Origin of the sequence: Paraburkholderia sp. HD33-4 (assembly GCF_021390635.1) — a bacterium.
Taxonomy (GTDB): domain Bacteria; phylum Pseudomonadota; class Gammaproteobacteria; order Burkholderiales; family Burkholderiaceae; genus Paraburkholderia.
The window spans coordinates 1,326,803-1,342,131 of the sequence record NZ_JAJEJS010000002.1 but is presented as its reverse complement, the minus strand read 5'-3'; the positions used below and the strand labels follow the sequence as shown (position 1 = coordinate 1,342,131).

Sequence of the window (15,329 nt, the reverse complement as noted above, 5' to 3'; positions counted from 1 at the left end):
AAGAAAGAACCCGCCGGCACTCCGTGTGCAAGTATGCGGCGGGCGGGGTTTCAGGTTCGATTGCGCTTCAGTCTTGCGAAGGCGGAACCGGTTCGCTTCGCCGGATAGGAACCAGGCCGACCTGCAGCCCAAACAGCTTCGCGATGCTGTTCAGCGATTCGACCGTCGGGTTGCCGGTGTCCCGCTCAATGTCCTGGATCACGCGGCGGCTCACGCCCCGATGCTGGGCGAACTCCGCCTGGGTAAGGCCCGTCATCTTGCGCATTGCCAACATTGCCTCGGCGATGCTCAGTTCGCCCTTGCCGATACGTTCGTAGAATGCGCGGCGCCGCGCATTCTGTTCGTCACGGCTCAGGGATGTGCGACGTGGCATGATGGACCTCGGGAGGTTGAAGGGCCCGCAGTTGCCTGAGCTGCGTGTCGATGGAGGGCATCAGGAATTCGATGATGTCGTGATCGGCACCCTGCGCCTGCATGGTGTCGGGCAGGCGCTCCACCTGCGAGGCAAACGCGCCCAGCGCTGCGCGGAGCTGCTGCCGCTCGCGCGCGTCCACCGGCAGCGCTGCGAGCACATCACCCCATTCCGTCAGTTCAGCCCGAGTGCTGTCCGGCCGATACCATCTGAGCGTGCGCGGGATCATTTCGGGATCGAGATACATCGGCGCAAAGTCGAACAGTGGCGTGAGCTGCACCCTGCCATCGACGAGCTGAACCGCCGTGTTGCGCACATGGTTGTCGGTGTTGCGCATGGCGAGGTTGAGCACGTCACGCCGAATGAATTCCAGCGTTTCGGCAGCCGGGTCCGTCGTCACCCGGCGGATGCCCGCCACGACCTCAAACAGGCCAGGACGCTGGTCAAAACCGCTCAGGCCGAGAATGGAGGCGACGCTCTCCTGGTGAAGCCGCTCGACACGCCCGTCACGCACACGACGGTCAAAGCGCGGAATCAGCAGCACGTCGCCATGAAGCTCGGGCAGCTGCCCATGCGTGCGGATGCCGGTCGCGGCGGCCACTCGCATGTATGCCGCCTCGTTGTGGAGCACCTTCAGGTCGGCGGCGGTGCTGCCGCGCGGCAGCTTCGCAATCAGGTGCCCAATCGCCTGCGCGTCAGGCAGCACGGCGTCGCCATGCAGCAGTCCCGCTCGGTCGCGCGTGAGCAGGTATTTGGGCGCAGCGCCCTGCACGCCCGTGGTCCCGGTGCCCAGCATGCCGTGCAGGTACATGCGTTCCGTGAAGTCGGCGCTGCGATCGACCACGTCGGCGAGCATCATACCCGGCAGTCCGGGCACGTCCGGGTGTCGCCCCATATGCGCCGCGAAGTACTCCACGGCTTCGGTCACGCGCAGGCGCCCGATCGGATTGAATGCGCCCGCGCAGACGAGCGGAAAGTCCGCCTCAGGGCCGTCCGGCAGGCCTAGCTCGCCAAGCAGGAACCGCCGGCCGCCGCCCTGCGGCACGAGGTCGTAGAGGAAGGCCGGCAGCGCGCGCGCCGAGCGCAGTTCCATGTCGACCGGCTCCGCGAACGACAGCGGGTCGTTCGTGTGGTCGAGCGCGTAGGCGACCAGCGGGCTCCACTGGCACAGGCCACGGTCGAATTCGATCTCGGCGCAGTCGACCCACGCGTTATCCAGGAAAACCTGCAGAGTACACTCCACGCCCCACCTCCTATATGCCTCATAAATGTAGCATAAAAGGAGGATGACAGGATGGAATGCTTCTTTTATGGAGCACTATCTTGAAACAAGGAGTCATTGGCAGCGCGCAGGCGGCCCCGGCATGAAGACGCCGACAGGCGGTCCGCATCCACACGGCCGTGGGATTGTCGTCAAGCGCGACCAGGCTGGCCGCCGCAGCCTCTTCACCCAGTTGCTTGTAGTGATCGACTTACGACATGATGTCGTCCTGTAGTGTGACTACCCTTGGGTATGGTTAGCCCATACGCGGACCCGGCGAGGCCGCTGGTGCTTCCGCGACGTACCAGCCGAGCGGATCCCGCCACTCGAATGCCGCTTCCGCATCAATGCGCAGTTCGTCGCCACTGAAGGCGAGCGCCTCGGCGATCGTCAGGAACCCCCTGCTCTCGCCGTCCGTGATCACCTCGATCCGGATGGGCTTGTCGACGACCAGATCACGGCATCCGTACGGGATGACGAACTGAGGGAACTCGGCGAGCTGGCTTTGCGCAACCACTTCTATGTCGAATACCGCAGGCTGGTCGCGCGGTATCGGTACGCAGAGGGTGGCCTGGAAGTCGATGACCCGCGCGAACGTCTGGTCGAGATGCGCAACGGTTCCAGGTGCATCGTGTTTCCCTCCCTCTGCGGCGCGGCGTCCTTCCGAGCCGATGAAAAGCTGCTTGAGATCGATGTCAGTCGTGTTCTTCGTCACGCGGTTCATCATCGACAGCATCGTGCCATCCGGTAAGGCAACTCCGAGCCCTAGAATCAGATCACGCATCGTGCCAAACCGGATCACGCGATTGCCGCCCGCATTCGTTGCCGCATTGCCGCCGATCTGACAGGTGCCGCGGGCACCGAGATCAAGCGGAAAGAACCACCCTTGCGCTTCGACGTGCGTCTGCAACTGCTCCAGTGGCACGCCCGCCTGCACGGTCAGCGTTCCGCCGATACGGTCGAACGACTCGATCGCATTGACGCGCGCCATCGACAGCGCGACCTCGTCTGCTTGCGGCGTCGCGCCGCCCGCAAGACCCGTCAGTCCACTTTGAACGACGACACGCTGCTGATGCTTCGCCAGCACGCGCAACGCGCGTGCGACGTCTTCTGGCGTCCGCGGCAGCAGTGTCATGCGCGGCCGCAGACGCGGCGCGTCGCTCCAGTCGCCCGCGTGCGCTTCGGCAACGGACGGGTCGAGCGATACGCAGTCGTCACCCAGTAATTCAACGAGCGCTATATGAAGCGCATCGGCATCATGTATAGGCATGTGGTTCTGATGCTCCGATTCAGTTCTTTGCCCGCGCAATCTGTCCGCCGAACCGGCCGACGAAGACGCCTGCCAGCAACGCGATCAGTGCAACGCCCGTCAGGAAGATCCCGGGTGCAGTCGTCGAGCCCGTGTGATGCACTAGTTGCGTGACGACCAGCGGCGTGATCCCTGTGAAAACGACAGTCGCGAGATTGAGCGACAGCGCAATGCCGCTGAAGCGGACGTTGGTGGAAAAGAGATCGGCAAGCAGGTACGCGTATGCACCGTTCACGAATCCACCGACGAAGCCGATCGCCATGAACGCGACGAACGGACCGATCTCATGGGCTGCCACCAACCGATAGAACGGATAGCGTGCGAGCAGCATGATCAGCGAGCCGATGCGATGCCAATGGCGCGGAGGCACCAGATCGCCAAGCCATGCAAAGAGCAGCAGCGAAGCCGACATCGTTGCGATACCGAGGTTCTTTCCAGCGCTCACTGAGGCGGGCGCGTAGTGCAGCACGGTCGTCATGTACGACGGCAGCACGACGAACAGCAGACTGTTCGATGCATTCACGATACCCGCCACGCCAACACCGATCGCAACCTGCTTCGGATACTCGGTCAGGACTTTGCGGAACGGCCGCTTCGCCTTGTGGCTCTTGAGCCGCTGATATTCGCTCGACTCTTCGAGCGAAGTGCGAAGCCAATACGAGACGAGACCGATCACACCGCCGAAGATGAACGCAATGCGCCAACCGTACGTGAGCACATCGGCGGCGTTGAGCAGCGAGTGCAGCGTGAGGCTGATCAGCGTCGCCGTCAGCACGCCGGAGTTCAGGCAGAAGATCACGAGTCCGCTGACGAGGCTCGCACGTACCGGAATCTCTTCAACGACGTAGGTGATCGAGCACGGCAATTCGCCTGCGAGGAAAAAGCCTTGTGCGAGACGCAGCAGCACTAGCAGGACCGGCGCCATCACACCGATCGACGCGTAGCCGGGAATCAGCCCGATGCCGATCGTCGCAGCCGACATCGCCAGCACCGACACCAGAAAGATCACGCGCCGCCCGAAGCGGTCGCCGAGACTGCTCAACACGACGCCGCCCAACGGGCGCGACACATAGCCGATCGCGAACACTCCCACAGACTTTGTTGTCTCCCCATAGTTGCAAAAAAAAGTTTGACAGACTATCTTTAGATATATATCTTAAGATGCATCTTACGACACTCATGGGAGTCTCCCAAATGCGTCATCGCCATCATTTTTCCGGTCCGCGCGGCGCGCACGACCGTTTTCACGCGGGCTTCGGCCATCCCTTGCTGGCTGCAGGCGAGCTCGCCGGCGGCGGCGCCCCTGACGCCGCCACTTCGCCCGACGCCCGTCACCGCTTCCTGTTCCACGTTTTGCTTCACGGCTTCGGCCGCCATCAGGAGAGGCGCTTCGGCGGCCGTGGCTCGCGCTTCGGCAGCCATGGCGGTCATGGTGGCCCCGGCGGCGTGGGCGGGCACGGTGGTTTCGGCGGCGGCCGTGGCGGCTTCGGCGGCGACGGCGAGGGTTTCCCGCGTGGCCGCAAATTCAGTTCCGACGACCTGCAACTGCTGCTGCTGTCGCTGATCGACGCGCAGCCGAGTCACGGCTACGAGTTGATCAAGGCGCTCGAAACGCGTTCGAACGGCTTCTACAGCCCGAGCCCCGGCATGGTCTACCCGGCGCTGACCTATCTCGAAGAGCTCGGCTACGTCACCGTGCAGCTCGAAGGCAACCGCAAGCGCTATGAGCTGGCGGATGCGGGCCGCGAATATCTGGCCGCGAACCGCGAACGCGTCGAACTGATGTTCGCGCGACTCTCGCATATCGCACGCAAGATGGATTCGGTGCGCCGCGCGTTTGCCGGCGAAGAGCCGGCCGACGTCAGCGAAGGCGGCTGGGTGCCCGAACTGAACGAAGCGCGCCGCACGCTGAAGAATGCGCTGCTGCGCCGCGACAACGCGCCGGCCGACGAGCAGCGCCGCATCGCCGCGATCCTGATGCGCGCCGCGAGAGAAATCGAAGGCGGCAACCTCGGCGACGACGCAAAGGCCGGCAACGACAGCGAGCCGACCGTCTGAGCGCGCGCTCGTCCACGAGACGACCCGCGCGTCCTCCCGAACCGAACAGGAGCACCACCCTCATGCAAGAGCAACACCATCGCCCCGATCTCGCCGTGCATCGCGTGCGGCATCCGTTGAAGTTTCGTCTGCTGCAGGTCAAGCAGGTGCGCGCGCTGACGCCGCACCTGATTCGCGTGACCTTCACCGGCGACGATCTGCACGACTTCGAGTCCGCGTCGTTCGACGATCACATCAAGGTCTTTTTCCCCGAACCCGGCGCCGACAAACCGACGCTGCCGCAAGCCGGCCCCGACGGCCCGGTGTTCCCTGAAGGCAAGCGGCCGACCGCGCGCGATTTCACGCCGCGCCGTTTCGATCGCGACGCCCGCGAGCTGGACATCGAGTTCGCGATGCACGATGCGGGCCCTGCGGCGACGTGGGCCGCGCAGGCGCAGGTGGGCCAGTACCTGGGCGTCGGCGGTCCGCGCGGCTCGCTGGTGATTCCGACCGGCTTCGACTGGCACCTGCTGATCGGCGACGACACCGCGCTGCCCGCGATCGCACGACGTCTCGAAGAGTTGCCGGCGGGCACGCGCGCCGCCGCGCTGATCGAGGTCGCCGATGCGTCGGCGCGCATCGAGTTCACGACGCGCGCCGAGCTGCATCTCGTCTGGTGCTATCGCAATGAAGCCGACGCGCAGACGCGCACGCGCGGCGAAGCGCTGTTGCACGCGGTGCGCGATACCTGGCTGCCGGAGAACGGCGAAGGTTACGTATGGGCCGCCGGCGAAGCGGCGACGATCCGCGCGGTACGTCAGCATCTGTGCGGCGAGCGCGGCGTCGACAAAACGCGGATTCGCGCGGCCAGCTACTGGAAACAGGGCGCGGTGGCGGTCCACGAGACGATCGACGACTGAGCTTCCGCTTGCGTGGCGCACGCGGCATGAGCGGCCTGCTTCGACGCTCATGCCGCCACCATGCACGATGGAAGACTCTGGCGGTGATAGCGGGTGTTGTCGCGGCTATGCGTTCGTACACGTCCCGGCTGCGCGTAACGCACTTCCATTCACAGGCGCTCCATCCGTCACGGCAGCGCGGTGAAACGTCAGCGCGCTCGACGCCTGTATCCAGCCTTCAGCGCATCGACGACGAGTTGCACCGCCCGGGACGATTTGCGCCGACTCGGATAGTAAACGTGGTGCCCAACGAAAGTCGGAAACCAGTCTGCGAGAACCCAACTCAGCCGGCCAGCCTTGACGTGGGGGTCGGCGAGATCCTTCGGCACATAGGCGAGCCCGAAGCCGCCAAGCGCTGCGTCGACCATCTGATACACGTTGTTGAACGTGAGCTGACCTTCGACCCGGACCTGCAATTCACGCTGTCCTTTACTGAGCTCCCAGGCAAGCAGCGAATCCCTCGTCGGCAGTCGCAGGTTGATGCAGTTGTGCAAGGTCAGATCGTGCGGCGTCTTCGCAAGAGGTCTTGACTGCAAGTAGTCCGGCGAACCTACGATCGCCATCGTCATGTCCGGCGCAATGCGTACAGCGACCATGTCTTTGGCCACCTGATCGCCAAGCCGCACGCCGATGTCATAGCGATCCGCGACGATATCCGCGAGGCCGTAGTCGTTCACAAGTTCGATCTTCAACTCGGGATACTGGCGCAGGATGGTCTGCAGCCGCGGCCAGACGTAAGTGTTCGCCGCGTAATCCGTCGTCGTGATCCGCACCGTTCCCCCCGGCCTGTCCGTCATCGCACGAAGCGACTCGAGCTCCTCCTCGATTTCTTCGAGTCGTGGCCCGATCGACGTGAGCAACCTTTCCCCCGCTTCTGTCAGCGAAACGCTGCGCGTCGTGCGCGTTAGCAGTTGCAGGCCCATTCGCTCTTCGAGGCCGCGCACCGTCCGGCTCAACGCGGATTGCGAGACGCCCAGCTGCGCGGCAGCCCGTGTGAAGCTCCGCTCCCGCCCGACGGCCATGAAACCCACCAGATCGTTGAAATCTTCCATTGATTAATGCTCCACAGCATAAGGGCATGCCGATATTGCCATCTAGTCGCATGAATGGATAGCCGTTAGATTGACGGCATCGGCTCTTACGCCACTACAGCACATTGACAGGATCAATCATGGAACTGAAACGCGCAGGCTCCCAGCCCTCGAAGAAAGGCCCGGAAGAGTGGTTCACCGGCACCGTACGGCTCGATCCGCTCAACGCTCCGCCACCGCCGGCACGGGTCTCGTGTGCGAGCGTGACATTTGAGCCGGGCGCCCGTACCGCCTGGCACACCCATCCGCTCGGCCAGACGCTGATCGTGACGGCCGGATGCGGCTGGACTCAGTGTGAAGGCGAGCCGCGCGTCGAAATTCGCGCGGGCGACGTGATTTGGTGCCCGCCGGGTCATAAGCACTGGCATGGCGCCACGGCAACCACGGCAATGACGCATATTGCCATCCAGGAAGCGCTCGACGGCAAGAACGTCGAATGGCTGGAGAAGGTGACAGACGAGCAATATCTGCACAGCGGCGAGGAACCGTGAGGGATGGCTCGGGCGGATTGCGTCGCTGGCCGCAGCGGCAACCGTGACGATCCTGATCCCCGCCTGCGCGCACATACAAAGGACTGAAATGATGCAAGAACCGTCATCGCTCACCGACTTGAAGTCCGTTTCTCCGGCCTTCGAACGCTACACGACCGAGACCGTCCTCAATGGCTTGTGGAAGCGGCCGCAGTTGTCGCTACGTGACCGTAGCATCGTGACCCTTTCGGTGCTGATTGCCCGCGGCCAGACCGTGAAAATGCCGTTCCAGATCCGGTTCGCGCTCGATAACGGCGTAAAGCCCGCGGAGATATCCGAAATCATCGCGCATCTGGCCTTCTACTCGGGATGGTCCAACGCGACAGCGGCTTCGGCCGTCGCCAAACCTGTTTTCGACGAACGCGGGATCGGTGTCGACCAGCTTCCGGCCGCCGAAGTAGCCTTGCTGCCGCTCAACGAAGTTGCGGAAAAGCAGCGCGCACAAACGGTCGAGGAGAATTTCGGCGCTGTCGCGCCGGGCGTCGTTCAATACACGACCGACGTGCTCTTCCGCGACCTATGGTTGCGCCCGGGACTCGCGCCACGCGACCGAAGTCTGGTCACGGTGAGCGCCCTCGTTGCGAACGGTCAGGTCGCACAAATTCCGTATCACCTGAATCGCGCCATGGACAACGGCCTGACCAGGGACGAGGCGTCCGAGATGCTAACCCAACTCGCCTTTTATGCAGGTTGGCCAAATGTCTTTTCGGCATTGCCTGTGTTCAAGGACGTGATTTCGAAGCGAGCCGCGTAATCACTGAACCACGCATCCAGGACTTTGCTCGTGCGGGCGCGCAGCAATTCGCGCGCGTTCGTCGCACTTAATCAATGAAGGATGAACCTCATGCCGCACGTCATCGTCAAAGCGTGGCCCGGGAAGACCGAGGAACAAAAGCGACGCCTCGCCGAGGCGATCACTCGTGATGTGATGGATGTGCTGGGATACGGGGCTGAGTCTGTCTCAGTTGCTTTTGAGGAAGTCACTCCGGACCGATGGAAGCAGGACGTCTATCGTCCCGATATCGAAGCACATGCAGACACGCTCTACAAAAAGCCAGGATACAAAATGTAAAGGCACCTCTATGTCCGATTCACCTCTGGCGAGCACGGCCGAAGAATCTGTTGTCGCTACGTTGATGCCGGTCATGACCGCCGTGCTCGCCGGCTTCGCGATCATCGGTGTAGCGCTTCCGGTACTTCCTTTACACGTCAGCCACGGTCTTGGCTTCGGGACCTTCGTAGTCGGCCTTGTGGCAGGCGCGCAGTTCGCCGCTTCGCTCATCTCGCGTGTCTGGGCCGGGTCCTATTCCGATAAACGCGGCGCGAAGCGCGGCGTGCTCGCCGGTCTGATTGCTGCGTCAGCGGCAGGTCTGCTCTATTTGTTGTCGCTCGCCTTCGTAGCGGTCCCGGTGCTATCCGTCGCTATCCTGCTGACGGGGCGCGCGGTTCTCGGCGGGGCTGAAAGCTTCATCATCACCGGCGCCGTCGCGTGGGGCCTCGGCCTCGTCGACAGGCAACACGCCGGGAAAGTGATCGCCTGGGTGGGTACGGCGATGTTCGCGGCATTGGCGCTGGGTGGCCCGATTGGGGCTACGCTGTACGCGTCGTTCGGATTTGTCGCGATAGCGTTGATCACGGTGCTGCTGCCCCTGATCGTACTCGCTCTCCTGTTCCGGATGCCCGCAGTGGCGCCGCACGCCCACACGGAGCATGCGTCCTTCCGCACGATCGTCGGAGCCGTCTGGCTACCGGGGCTCGGCGCGGCGCTGGCCAGTATCGGCTACTGCGCGATCCTGGCATTCAGTTCGCTCCTCTATACCGAGAGGCAGTGGCAGCCGGTTTGGATGGCTTTCACCGCCTTTGGTGCCGCCCTGATTGCTGCGCGCGCGATTGCGGGTCATCTTCCTGACCGGTTCGGCGGTGCGAGAGTCGCTTTAATATTCGTGATGGTCCAGGCGACCGGTCTGCTGCTGATGGGACTAGCCGGGACGGCTCTCCTCGCGTCCACGGGAGCCGCGCTTGCCGGCCTCGGCTATTCACTCGTCTATCCAGGACTCGGCGTTGAGGCAGTGAGGGGTGCCTCAGCCAGAAATCGCGGGGTGGTGATGGGCCTTTATACAGCCTTCCTCGATCTCGCGATGGCTGCGGGCAGTCCGGCGCTCGGATGGGTGGGCGGGCACGCGGGCTTGCGTGCCGTCTTTCTGGTGAGTGCGATGACCGTCGTTTGCACCGCTGGCGTCGCTGTCCAACTGCTTCGCCAGCACCGCGTAACGCGATGAATCCGCGCGCTGCGTCTTGAGCACGTGGGCCGTTGCCGCTACGCTATTGAAGCTGCTCCGGCCCGAGACAGGTTTCTCCATGCGCGCCAACCATGCTTTGCCCACGCAAACTGGCATGCCCGTGTTCCAGACGACGGGCCGCATCTCCACATTGGGCAACGATGCGATCGCATTGCGCTGGACGAACGAGGACGAACGTCTCGCCGGTTTCTCGCTGATCGATTGCGAGCGCAAACGCACGCTGCCCATCGTCGCGCCGTTCACGCTCACGCTTGCTGACGGAACCACCACGGGCCTGGCCGCGCTGAGGGTCGTTGCGCCCGCGAGCGACGGCGCGCTCGAACCGGCCCCGCTAGCGTCCCGCCTGGGCGAACGAATCGCGGGGCGACGCGTGAGCGTCTCCCTGGTCGATGCTCATGGGCGCCTGAAGGTGCAATGGAGCGTGGAGCAGCGCGAAGGCTCACGATATCTACGCGTCCAGCTGGCGATCACGGCGCTGCTTCAGGACGAAGCGATCTCCGCCGTGTCATTGCTGCAGATGCGCGCCGCTGGCGCCAAGGCCAGTAGTGAGCGCAACGGCACGCCAGTCATCGCGGGCAACTTCTATCTGGGCTTCGAGCACCCGCTGGCGACCAGTCAAGTGGACGGCCACAGCTTCAGCTTTATGCTGCATCGCGCGTTGCCGCTGGAGAAAGACAGGACGCTGGTCTACTCCGCCGTGGCGGGCGTAGCCAGTGACGGCCAGATCCGGCGCGACTTCGGCATCTATCTGGAACGGGAACGGGCTCGCCCGTATCGCCCGTTTCTGCACTACAACAGTTGGGGCGACATCGGCTACCTCACGCCGTACACGCAGGAGCAGGCGCTCGAACGCATCGGAACGATCGGCCACGAGTTGCGCACAGCGCGCGGGGTGCAGATCGACTCTTTCCTGTTCGACGATGGCTGGGACGACCTTGGCGGCGGCTGGCGATTCAGCAACGCATTTCCACATGGCTTCGTTGCGCTGCGCGACGCGGCCGCGCGATTCGGCGCCGCTCCAGGCATATGGCTTTCCCCGTGGGGCGGCTACGGTATGCCGAAACAGGAACGCGTGACGCGAGGCCGTGCCGCTGGTTATGAGGTCATCGACGACGGTCTGGCGTTATCGGGGCCGACGTATTACCGGCGCTTTCATGAAGTCGTGATGGACTTGCTCGACAAGGGCGGCGTCAATCAATTCAAGTTCGACGGCACAGGCAATGCCGACAGGGTGTTCCCCGGCAGCCTGTTCGATAGCGATTGGGACGCGGCGATTCAACTGATCGAGGACATCCGCGCGGCCAAACCCGAAACCTTCGTCAATCTCACCACAGGTACACATCCGTCGCCGTTCTGGCTGCGCCATGTAGACTCCATCTGGCGCGGCGGCAGCGACGATGGCCTGGCGGGCAGCGGCACGAACCGCGAGCGCTGGATCACATACCGCGACATGCAGACGTATCACAACGTCGTGGAGCGCAGTCCGCTCTTTCCACTCAATTCGCTGATGCTGCACGGCGTCCTCTACGCTCAGTGCAATCCGCGGCTCGATACGTCGGCGGGCGACGCCTTCTCGAACGAAGTGTGGTCGTACTTCGGGACCGGCACGCAATTGCAGGAGCTATACATCACGCCGACGCTGCTGGGCGAGCACGACTGGGATGTGCTTGCGCGCGCGGCCCGATGGGCGCGCGAAAACGGCGACATACTGCGTGACAGCCATTGGATCGGCGGAGCGCCGGACGAACAGGCGGTCTACGGTTGGGCGGCGTGGGCGCCGCAAAAGGCGATCGTGACGCTGCGCAATCCTCACAGCAGCACACAACGCTTCACACTCGACCTGCGGCGCCAACTGGAACTGCCGGATGGGTCGGCGGGACGATTTGAAGCGCGCAGCGTCGGGCGTGCAGTGGCTTGCGGTATTCCTGCTCACCTCAACGCGGATCGGCCGCAAGCACTGCAACTCGCGCCGTTCGAAGTACTTACGCTCGAACTGCTGCCGGTTGCCGCGACGAAGCGATGAAGGCGACAAGACGTATGAGCTAGTACAAGCTGTCGGCAAGTCGAATCGGCTTTGCCTCGATCTGATGAAGGTCGAAGACCAGCACCTCGTTGTTACCTTGCACGAGCCATGGCGCGGGGCAATACAGACGCCTTTGCGGGCCGATGTTCCAGTAGCGTCCGAGGTTGTTGCCATTGACCCAGACGATGCCCTTGGTCCAGTTGCTCATGTCGAGCCAGGTATCGCCGACTTCAGTCAGCAGCAGACTCGCCTTGTAAAAGAGGCCGGGCTTGCGCGGGTTCGTGCACCCTTCGTTGAGGTTGGCGATGAACGTTTCATCCATCGGCAGCAGGTAGACGTCCCATTCATCGAGCAACGAGAGCGAGCCGTCCATGTGTTTCATCGTGACCGGTTCGAGCAGACCTTTGCGGTCGACGATCGCGGGTCCGAAGTTGACGCGCCCCATGGCCTCGACGAGTATCTCCAGCGCTACCGGGCCGTCCTGGTTCGACTCCTGGTTGCGCCGCGCCGAAGCCAGCGCGAGCCGCGCGCGATGCGTCATATGGAGCGACTGTGCGTACCTCTGCGGCAGTTGCGCTCTCGATACGCCACCCGCGTACCGTTCACCAAGAAAAACGGTTGCATAGTCATGAACGCCGCTGATATCCAGCACGCCGCACGCGTGTGCCGGCAACGGCTTGCGATACAGCACGAAGCCGAACGCCTGACCGTAGCGTTCAAACGACTGCGGTTCGACGCCATGCTCGCGCGGCAGTGCCGCGGGCAGGTTGTCCCAGATCGACGCGTAAAGTGTCGGCATCAAGGCCCCAACGCCTGTGCGCTCGAGCGTGCCGATGGGCTCGGGTATGGCTGGCAACGGTTCGGGCAGATAGCTGGCGATCAGGTCCCGATACTTCATGTACTTCGGCGTCGCCATGCCTTGCTCATTGATCGGCGCGGAGTAGTCATAGCTCGTGATGTCGGGCTGATAGTTGCCTGAATCGTCCACGTTCGCGCCGGCAAAAAAGCCAAAGCTCGTGCCGCCGTGAATGACATACAGGTTGAACGACAGCCGCGCCTGCATGAACGCGGCCAAGGTGCTGGAGAGGTCGTAGTCCACGCCCGCGAACCCCGCTTCGCCCCAATGCGTGAGCCACCCGGGGTACACCTCGCCGGCCATCGCGGGCACCGTGGGGAATTCGCGCCGCACCGTTGCGATTTGCGCTGCGTCGCCATTACTCAGCGCGATCGCGCCGCCCGCTACCGTGGTGTGATTGCGTTCGAGTTGCAGCAGACCGTCTTCGGTATAGAACGGCCCGGTTATTCCTCCGTCGAGCCAAAGCTGCCGGAGTTCTTCGAGGTAAGCCGGATTGCTCGCATACGAACCGAATTCGTTTTCGATCTGGATCATCAGGATCGGTCCGCCGTGCTCGCTCATCAATGGCTTGATACGCGCAACCAGTTCGTCGATATAGCGAGCCACCGCCGCCATGTAGCGAGGATCGGTGGCCGAGTCCGTGCGCAACCGGATGTCCGGATCGCGCAACAGCCAGGACGGCAGGCCACCCAGATCCCACTCTGCGCAAACGTAAGGCCCGGGGCGCAACAACACCCACATCTGCTCGGATTGGCATAGGCGGATGAAGGCCTCGATATCGCGATTACCGCTGCGGAAGTCGAACACGCCTCTCTGCGTCTCGTGGTAATTCCACATGATGTACAACGCGATGCAGTTCATTCCCATCGCCTTTGCCATGCGGATTCGGTGTTGCCAGTACTCGCGCGGGATGCGGGCTGGATGCATTTCGCCACTGCGAATCTGGAACGGCAGGCCGTCGAGCAGGAAATGTTCGCCGTCGGGGCTGAAGGAGAAGCCGTGGCTGCGTTCGAGGTTCACGATGGGCGTTGTCAGGTTGGCGATGCGGCGAGGCGCTCTCGAAGTATGGCGCGATGACGTACCGCGTTGATCCGATGTCCGGAAAGCGCGAAGTGCTGACGGATCGCCCCGAAACGATTGGTTTATATGTCTGGCCACGATATGCGCGGAATCGCACAGAGCGACGCGCGCCGGGCACCCTATTCTGCTCGATGCCGCACCCACGAAGCGCGAGTTTGAAAGGCCGCTGTTTGCGCGTGCCTGGCACCTGTCTCAACGCCACGAGCAGTCGGTCAAGATCGGTCACAACCCCACGTCGACATCGGCAAGCCGCGCTGTCGCGTGAAATTAGCGTTTTCGCCAGCAGGTGCCGCCGATGCATGCCCCCTCCATCACCCGTGTCATGACATTCGCGTGCGGCTTGGCGAGCACTGCCGTCATCGCTTTTAGCGCTCTCACCGCCACTGCCGCTTTTGCCGCTGACCCCGCCGCGTCCGCATCCGACGCCGCTTCCACGTCGACGAGCGCGCCCACCGTCGCGTCGGATGTCGCCGGCGTCGTCAAGACCGTCAAGGGCACGGTGCGCCTCGAGCGGGCGGCAGGCAGTTCGCCGGCGGTGATCGGCAGCGACGTGTACAGCAAAGACCGCGTCGTGACCGGCCCGGAATCGTCGGTCGGCATCACCTTGCGCGACACGACCCAGCTTTCGGCCGGCGCCAATACCACGCTCGAACTCGAACAGTTCGCGTTCGACAGCACGACCCATGGCGGCGTGCTCAATGCGCGCGTCCAACGCGGATCGCTCGCCGTGATCTCCGGCAAGCTGGCCAAGGCGAATCCCGACTCGGTCCGCTTCAGCACGCCGACCACCACGCTGGGTGTGCGCGGCACGCAGTTCATCATCGAAGTCGGAGACAAAGGGGAGACTTCGCATTGAAAGCCGCGATCCGATCTGGGCGCGTCGCATCAGCGGCCGCGTTCGTCACACTGGGCTGGCTCGCGGGGTGCAGCACGCCGCCGGACAAGATCATCCTGTTGCCCGATCCCGACGGGAAGGTCGGCGCGGTCGTGGTTCGTAGCGCGAGCGCCCAGCAGACCATCGACAAGGCTTACGCCGGCGTCGACGTCGCGCAGAACGGCAGGATAGAAACGACCATGGACAGCCAGCAGGCCGTGCAAACACGTTATAGCGATCTGCTCGCGGCGCGCCCGCCTCGCCCGGTGACCTTCACGCTGTTCTTCCTGTTCGACTCGGCGACCGACCTGGCGCCGGAGTCGCCCGCCACGGTCGAAAAGATGAAAGCCGTGCTCGCGACCTGGCCTGCGCCGCAGGTAGTCGTGATCGGCCACACCGATCTGGCGGGCTCGCAGGAGTTCAACGACCGGTTGTCGATGCGGCGGGCCCAAAGCGCCGCGGCGTTTCTGATCAAGCAAGGAATTCCCGCGAAGCAGATCGAAACCGCCGGGCGCGGCAAGCGCGAGCCGCTCGTCCCGACGCCGGACGGCGTGCCCAACCGCATGAACCGGCGGGTCGTCATCACCATTCAATGAC

At 63.5% G+C, this 15,329-nt stretch carries 15 protein-coding genes; 9 read left to right on the top strand and 6 right to left on the bottom strand.

Annotated features, from left to right (window positions below):
* Nucleotides 1-67: 67 nt before the first annotated feature.
* The 4 genes from L0U84_RS26005 to L0U84_RS25990 all read right to left on the bottom strand — a co-directional run bounded on the left by L0U84_RS26005 (nt 68) and on the right by L0U84_RS25990 (nt 4,075).
* On the bottom strand, nt 68-373 hold the full coding sequence (locus L0U84_RS26005) for a helix-turn-helix domain-containing protein (protein ID WP_233853947.1): 306 nt from the start codon (nt 371-373) through the stop codon (nt 68-70).
* Complete coding sequence (locus tag L0U84_RS26000) at nt 345-1,655, bottom strand: type II toxin-antitoxin system HipA family toxin (RefSeq protein WP_233853946.1); 1,311 nt, start codon at nt 1,653-1,655, stop codon at nt 345-347. The genes L0U84_RS26005 and L0U84_RS26000 overlap by 29 nt, the downstream gene beginning before the upstream one ends.
* Before the next feature lie 274 nt (nt 1,656-1,929).
* The gene (locus L0U84_RS25995) at nt 1,930-2,943 is read right to left on the bottom strand and encodes an FAD-binding oxidoreductase (RefSeq protein WP_233853939.1); all 1,014 of its coding nucleotides are present in this window, start codon (nt 2,941-2,943) and stop codon (nt 1,930-1,932) included.
* 19 nt (nt 2,944-2,962) lie between these two features.
* A complete protein-coding gene (locus tag L0U84_RS25990; RefSeq protein ID WP_233853938.1) occupies nt 2,963-4,075 on the bottom strand; it encodes an MFS transporter in 1,113 nt (370 codons plus the stop codon).
* Nucleotides 4,076-4,176: 101 nt separating this feature from the next.
* Here L0U84_RS25990 and L0U84_RS25985 point away from each other — a divergent pair, with 101 nt between their 5' ends.
* Entirely contained in the window at nt 4,177-5,040 is an 864-nt protein-coding gene (locus L0U84_RS25985) for a PadR family transcriptional regulator (RefSeq protein ID WP_233853937.1), read from the top strand.
* Between the two features lie 62 nt (nt 5,041-5,102).
* Entirely contained in the window at nt 5,103-5,939 is an 837-nt protein-coding gene (locus L0U84_RS25980; RefSeq protein ID WP_233853936.1) for a siderophore-interacting protein, read from the top strand.
* A 188-nt stretch (nt 5,940-6,127) separates the two neighbouring features.
* Here the strand turns inward: L0U84_RS25980 and L0U84_RS25975 are convergent, their stop codons facing one another.
* On the bottom strand, nt 6,128-7,030 hold the full coding sequence (locus L0U84_RS25975; RefSeq protein ID WP_233853935.1) for a LysR family transcriptional regulator: 903 nt from the start codon (nt 7,028-7,030) through the stop codon (nt 6,128-6,130).
* A gap of 119 nt (nt 7,031-7,149) precedes the next feature.
* Between L0U84_RS25975 and L0U84_RS25970 the strand changes: the two genes are divergently transcribed.
* The 5 genes from L0U84_RS25970 to L0U84_RS25950 all read left to right on the top strand — a co-directional run bounded on the left by L0U84_RS25970 (nt 7,150) and on the right by L0U84_RS25950 (nt 11,922).
* A complete protein-coding gene (locus tag L0U84_RS25970) occupies nt 7,150-7,560 on the top strand; it encodes a (R)-mandelonitrile lyase (RefSeq protein ID WP_233853934.1) in 411 nt (136 codons plus the stop codon).
* A gap of 88 nt (nt 7,561-7,648) precedes the next feature.
* Nucleotides 7,649-8,353 (top strand): carboxymuconolactone decarboxylase family protein, encoded by a 705-nt coding sequence (locus tag L0U84_RS25965; RefSeq protein ID WP_442794084.1) that lies wholly within the window; start codon nt 7,649-7,651, stop codon nt 8,351-8,353.
* Between the two features lie 90 nt (nt 8,354-8,443).
* Entirely contained in the window at nt 8,444-8,671 is a 228-nt protein-coding gene (locus L0U84_RS25960; protein WP_233853933.1) for a tautomerase family protein, read from the top strand.
* 10 nt (nt 8,672-8,681) lie between these two features.
* Complete coding sequence (locus L0U84_RS25955) at nt 8,682-9,878, top strand: arabinose transporter (RefSeq protein WP_233853932.1); 1,197 nt, start codon at nt 8,682-8,684, stop codon at nt 9,876-9,878.
* A 115-nt stretch (nt 9,879-9,993) separates the two neighbouring features.
* Complete coding sequence (locus L0U84_RS25950) at nt 9,994-11,922, top strand: enterotoxin (protein WP_233853930.1); 1,929 nt, start codon at nt 9,994-9,996, stop codon at nt 11,920-11,922.
* 19 nt (nt 11,923-11,941) lie between these two features.
* Here L0U84_RS25950 and L0U84_RS25945 read toward each other — a convergent pair whose 3' ends face one another.
* Nucleotides 11,942-13,813, bottom strand: a complete 1,872-nt coding sequence (locus L0U84_RS25945) for a beta-galactosidase (protein ID WP_233856807.1) — start codon at nt 13,811-13,813, stop codon at nt 11,942-11,944.
* A gap of 340 nt (nt 13,814-14,153) precedes the next feature.
* Here L0U84_RS25945 and L0U84_RS25940 point away from each other — a divergent pair, with 340 nt between their 5' ends.
* Both L0U84_RS25940 and L0U84_RS25935 read left to right on the top strand, forming a co-directional pair.
* Nucleotides 14,154-14,714 (top strand): FecR family protein, encoded by a 561-nt coding sequence (locus tag L0U84_RS25940; protein ID WP_233853929.1) that lies wholly within the window; start codon nt 14,154-14,156, stop codon nt 14,712-14,714.
* Nucleotides 14,711-15,328 (top strand): OmpA family protein, encoded by a 618-nt coding sequence (locus tag L0U84_RS25935; protein WP_233853928.1) that lies wholly within the window; start codon nt 14,711-14,713, stop codon nt 15,326-15,328. The genes L0U84_RS25940 and L0U84_RS25935 overlap by 4 nt, the downstream gene beginning before the upstream one ends.
* The last annotated feature ends 1 nt before the right edge of the window (nt 15,329 follow it).

Bases quoted from the DNA above. Each gene is read 5' to 3' on its own strand.
- L0U84_RS25985 (WP_233853937.1), top strand. From the start codon at position 4,177: ATGCGTCATCGCCATCATTTTTCCGGTCCGCGCGGCGCGCACGACCGT.
- L0U84_RS25950 (WP_233853930.1), top strand. From the start codon at position 9,994: ATGCCCGTGTTCCAGACGACGGGCCGCATCTCCACATTGGGCAACGAT.
- L0U84_RS25955 (WP_233853932.1), top strand. From the start codon at position 8,682: ATGTCCGATTCACCTCTGGCGAGCACGGCCGAAGAATCTGTTGTCGCT.
- L0U84_RS25995 (WP_233853939.1), bottom strand. From the start codon at position 2,943: ATGCCTATACATGATGCCGATGCGCTTCATATAGCGCTCGTTGAATTA.
- L0U84_RS25960 (WP_233853933.1), top strand. From the start codon at position 8,444: ATGCCGCACGTCATCGTCAAAGCGTGGCCCGGGAAGACCGAGGAACAA.
- L0U84_RS25975 (WP_233853935.1), bottom strand. From the start codon at position 7,030: ATGGAAGATTTCAACGATCTGGTGGGTTTCATGGCCGTCGGGCGGGAG.
- L0U84_RS25940 (WP_233853929.1), top strand. From the start codon at position 14,154: ATGCATGCCCCCTCCATCACCCGTGTCATGACATTCGCGTGCGGCTTG.
- L0U84_RS25980 (WP_233853936.1), top strand. From the start codon at position 5,103: ATGCAAGAGCAACACCATCGCCCCGATCTCGCCGTGCATCGCGTGCGG.
- L0U84_RS25965 (WP_442794084.1), top strand. From the start codon at position 7,649: ATGATGCAAGAACCGTCATCGCTCACCGACTTGAAGTCCGTTTCTCCG.
- L0U84_RS25970 (WP_233853934.1), top strand. From the start codon at position 7,150: ATGGAACTGAAACGCGCAGGCTCCCAGCCCTCGAAGAAAGGCCCGGAA.
- L0U84_RS26005 (WP_233853947.1), bottom strand. From the start codon at position 373: ATGCCACGTCGCACATCCCTGAGCCGTGACGAACAGAATGCGCGGCGC.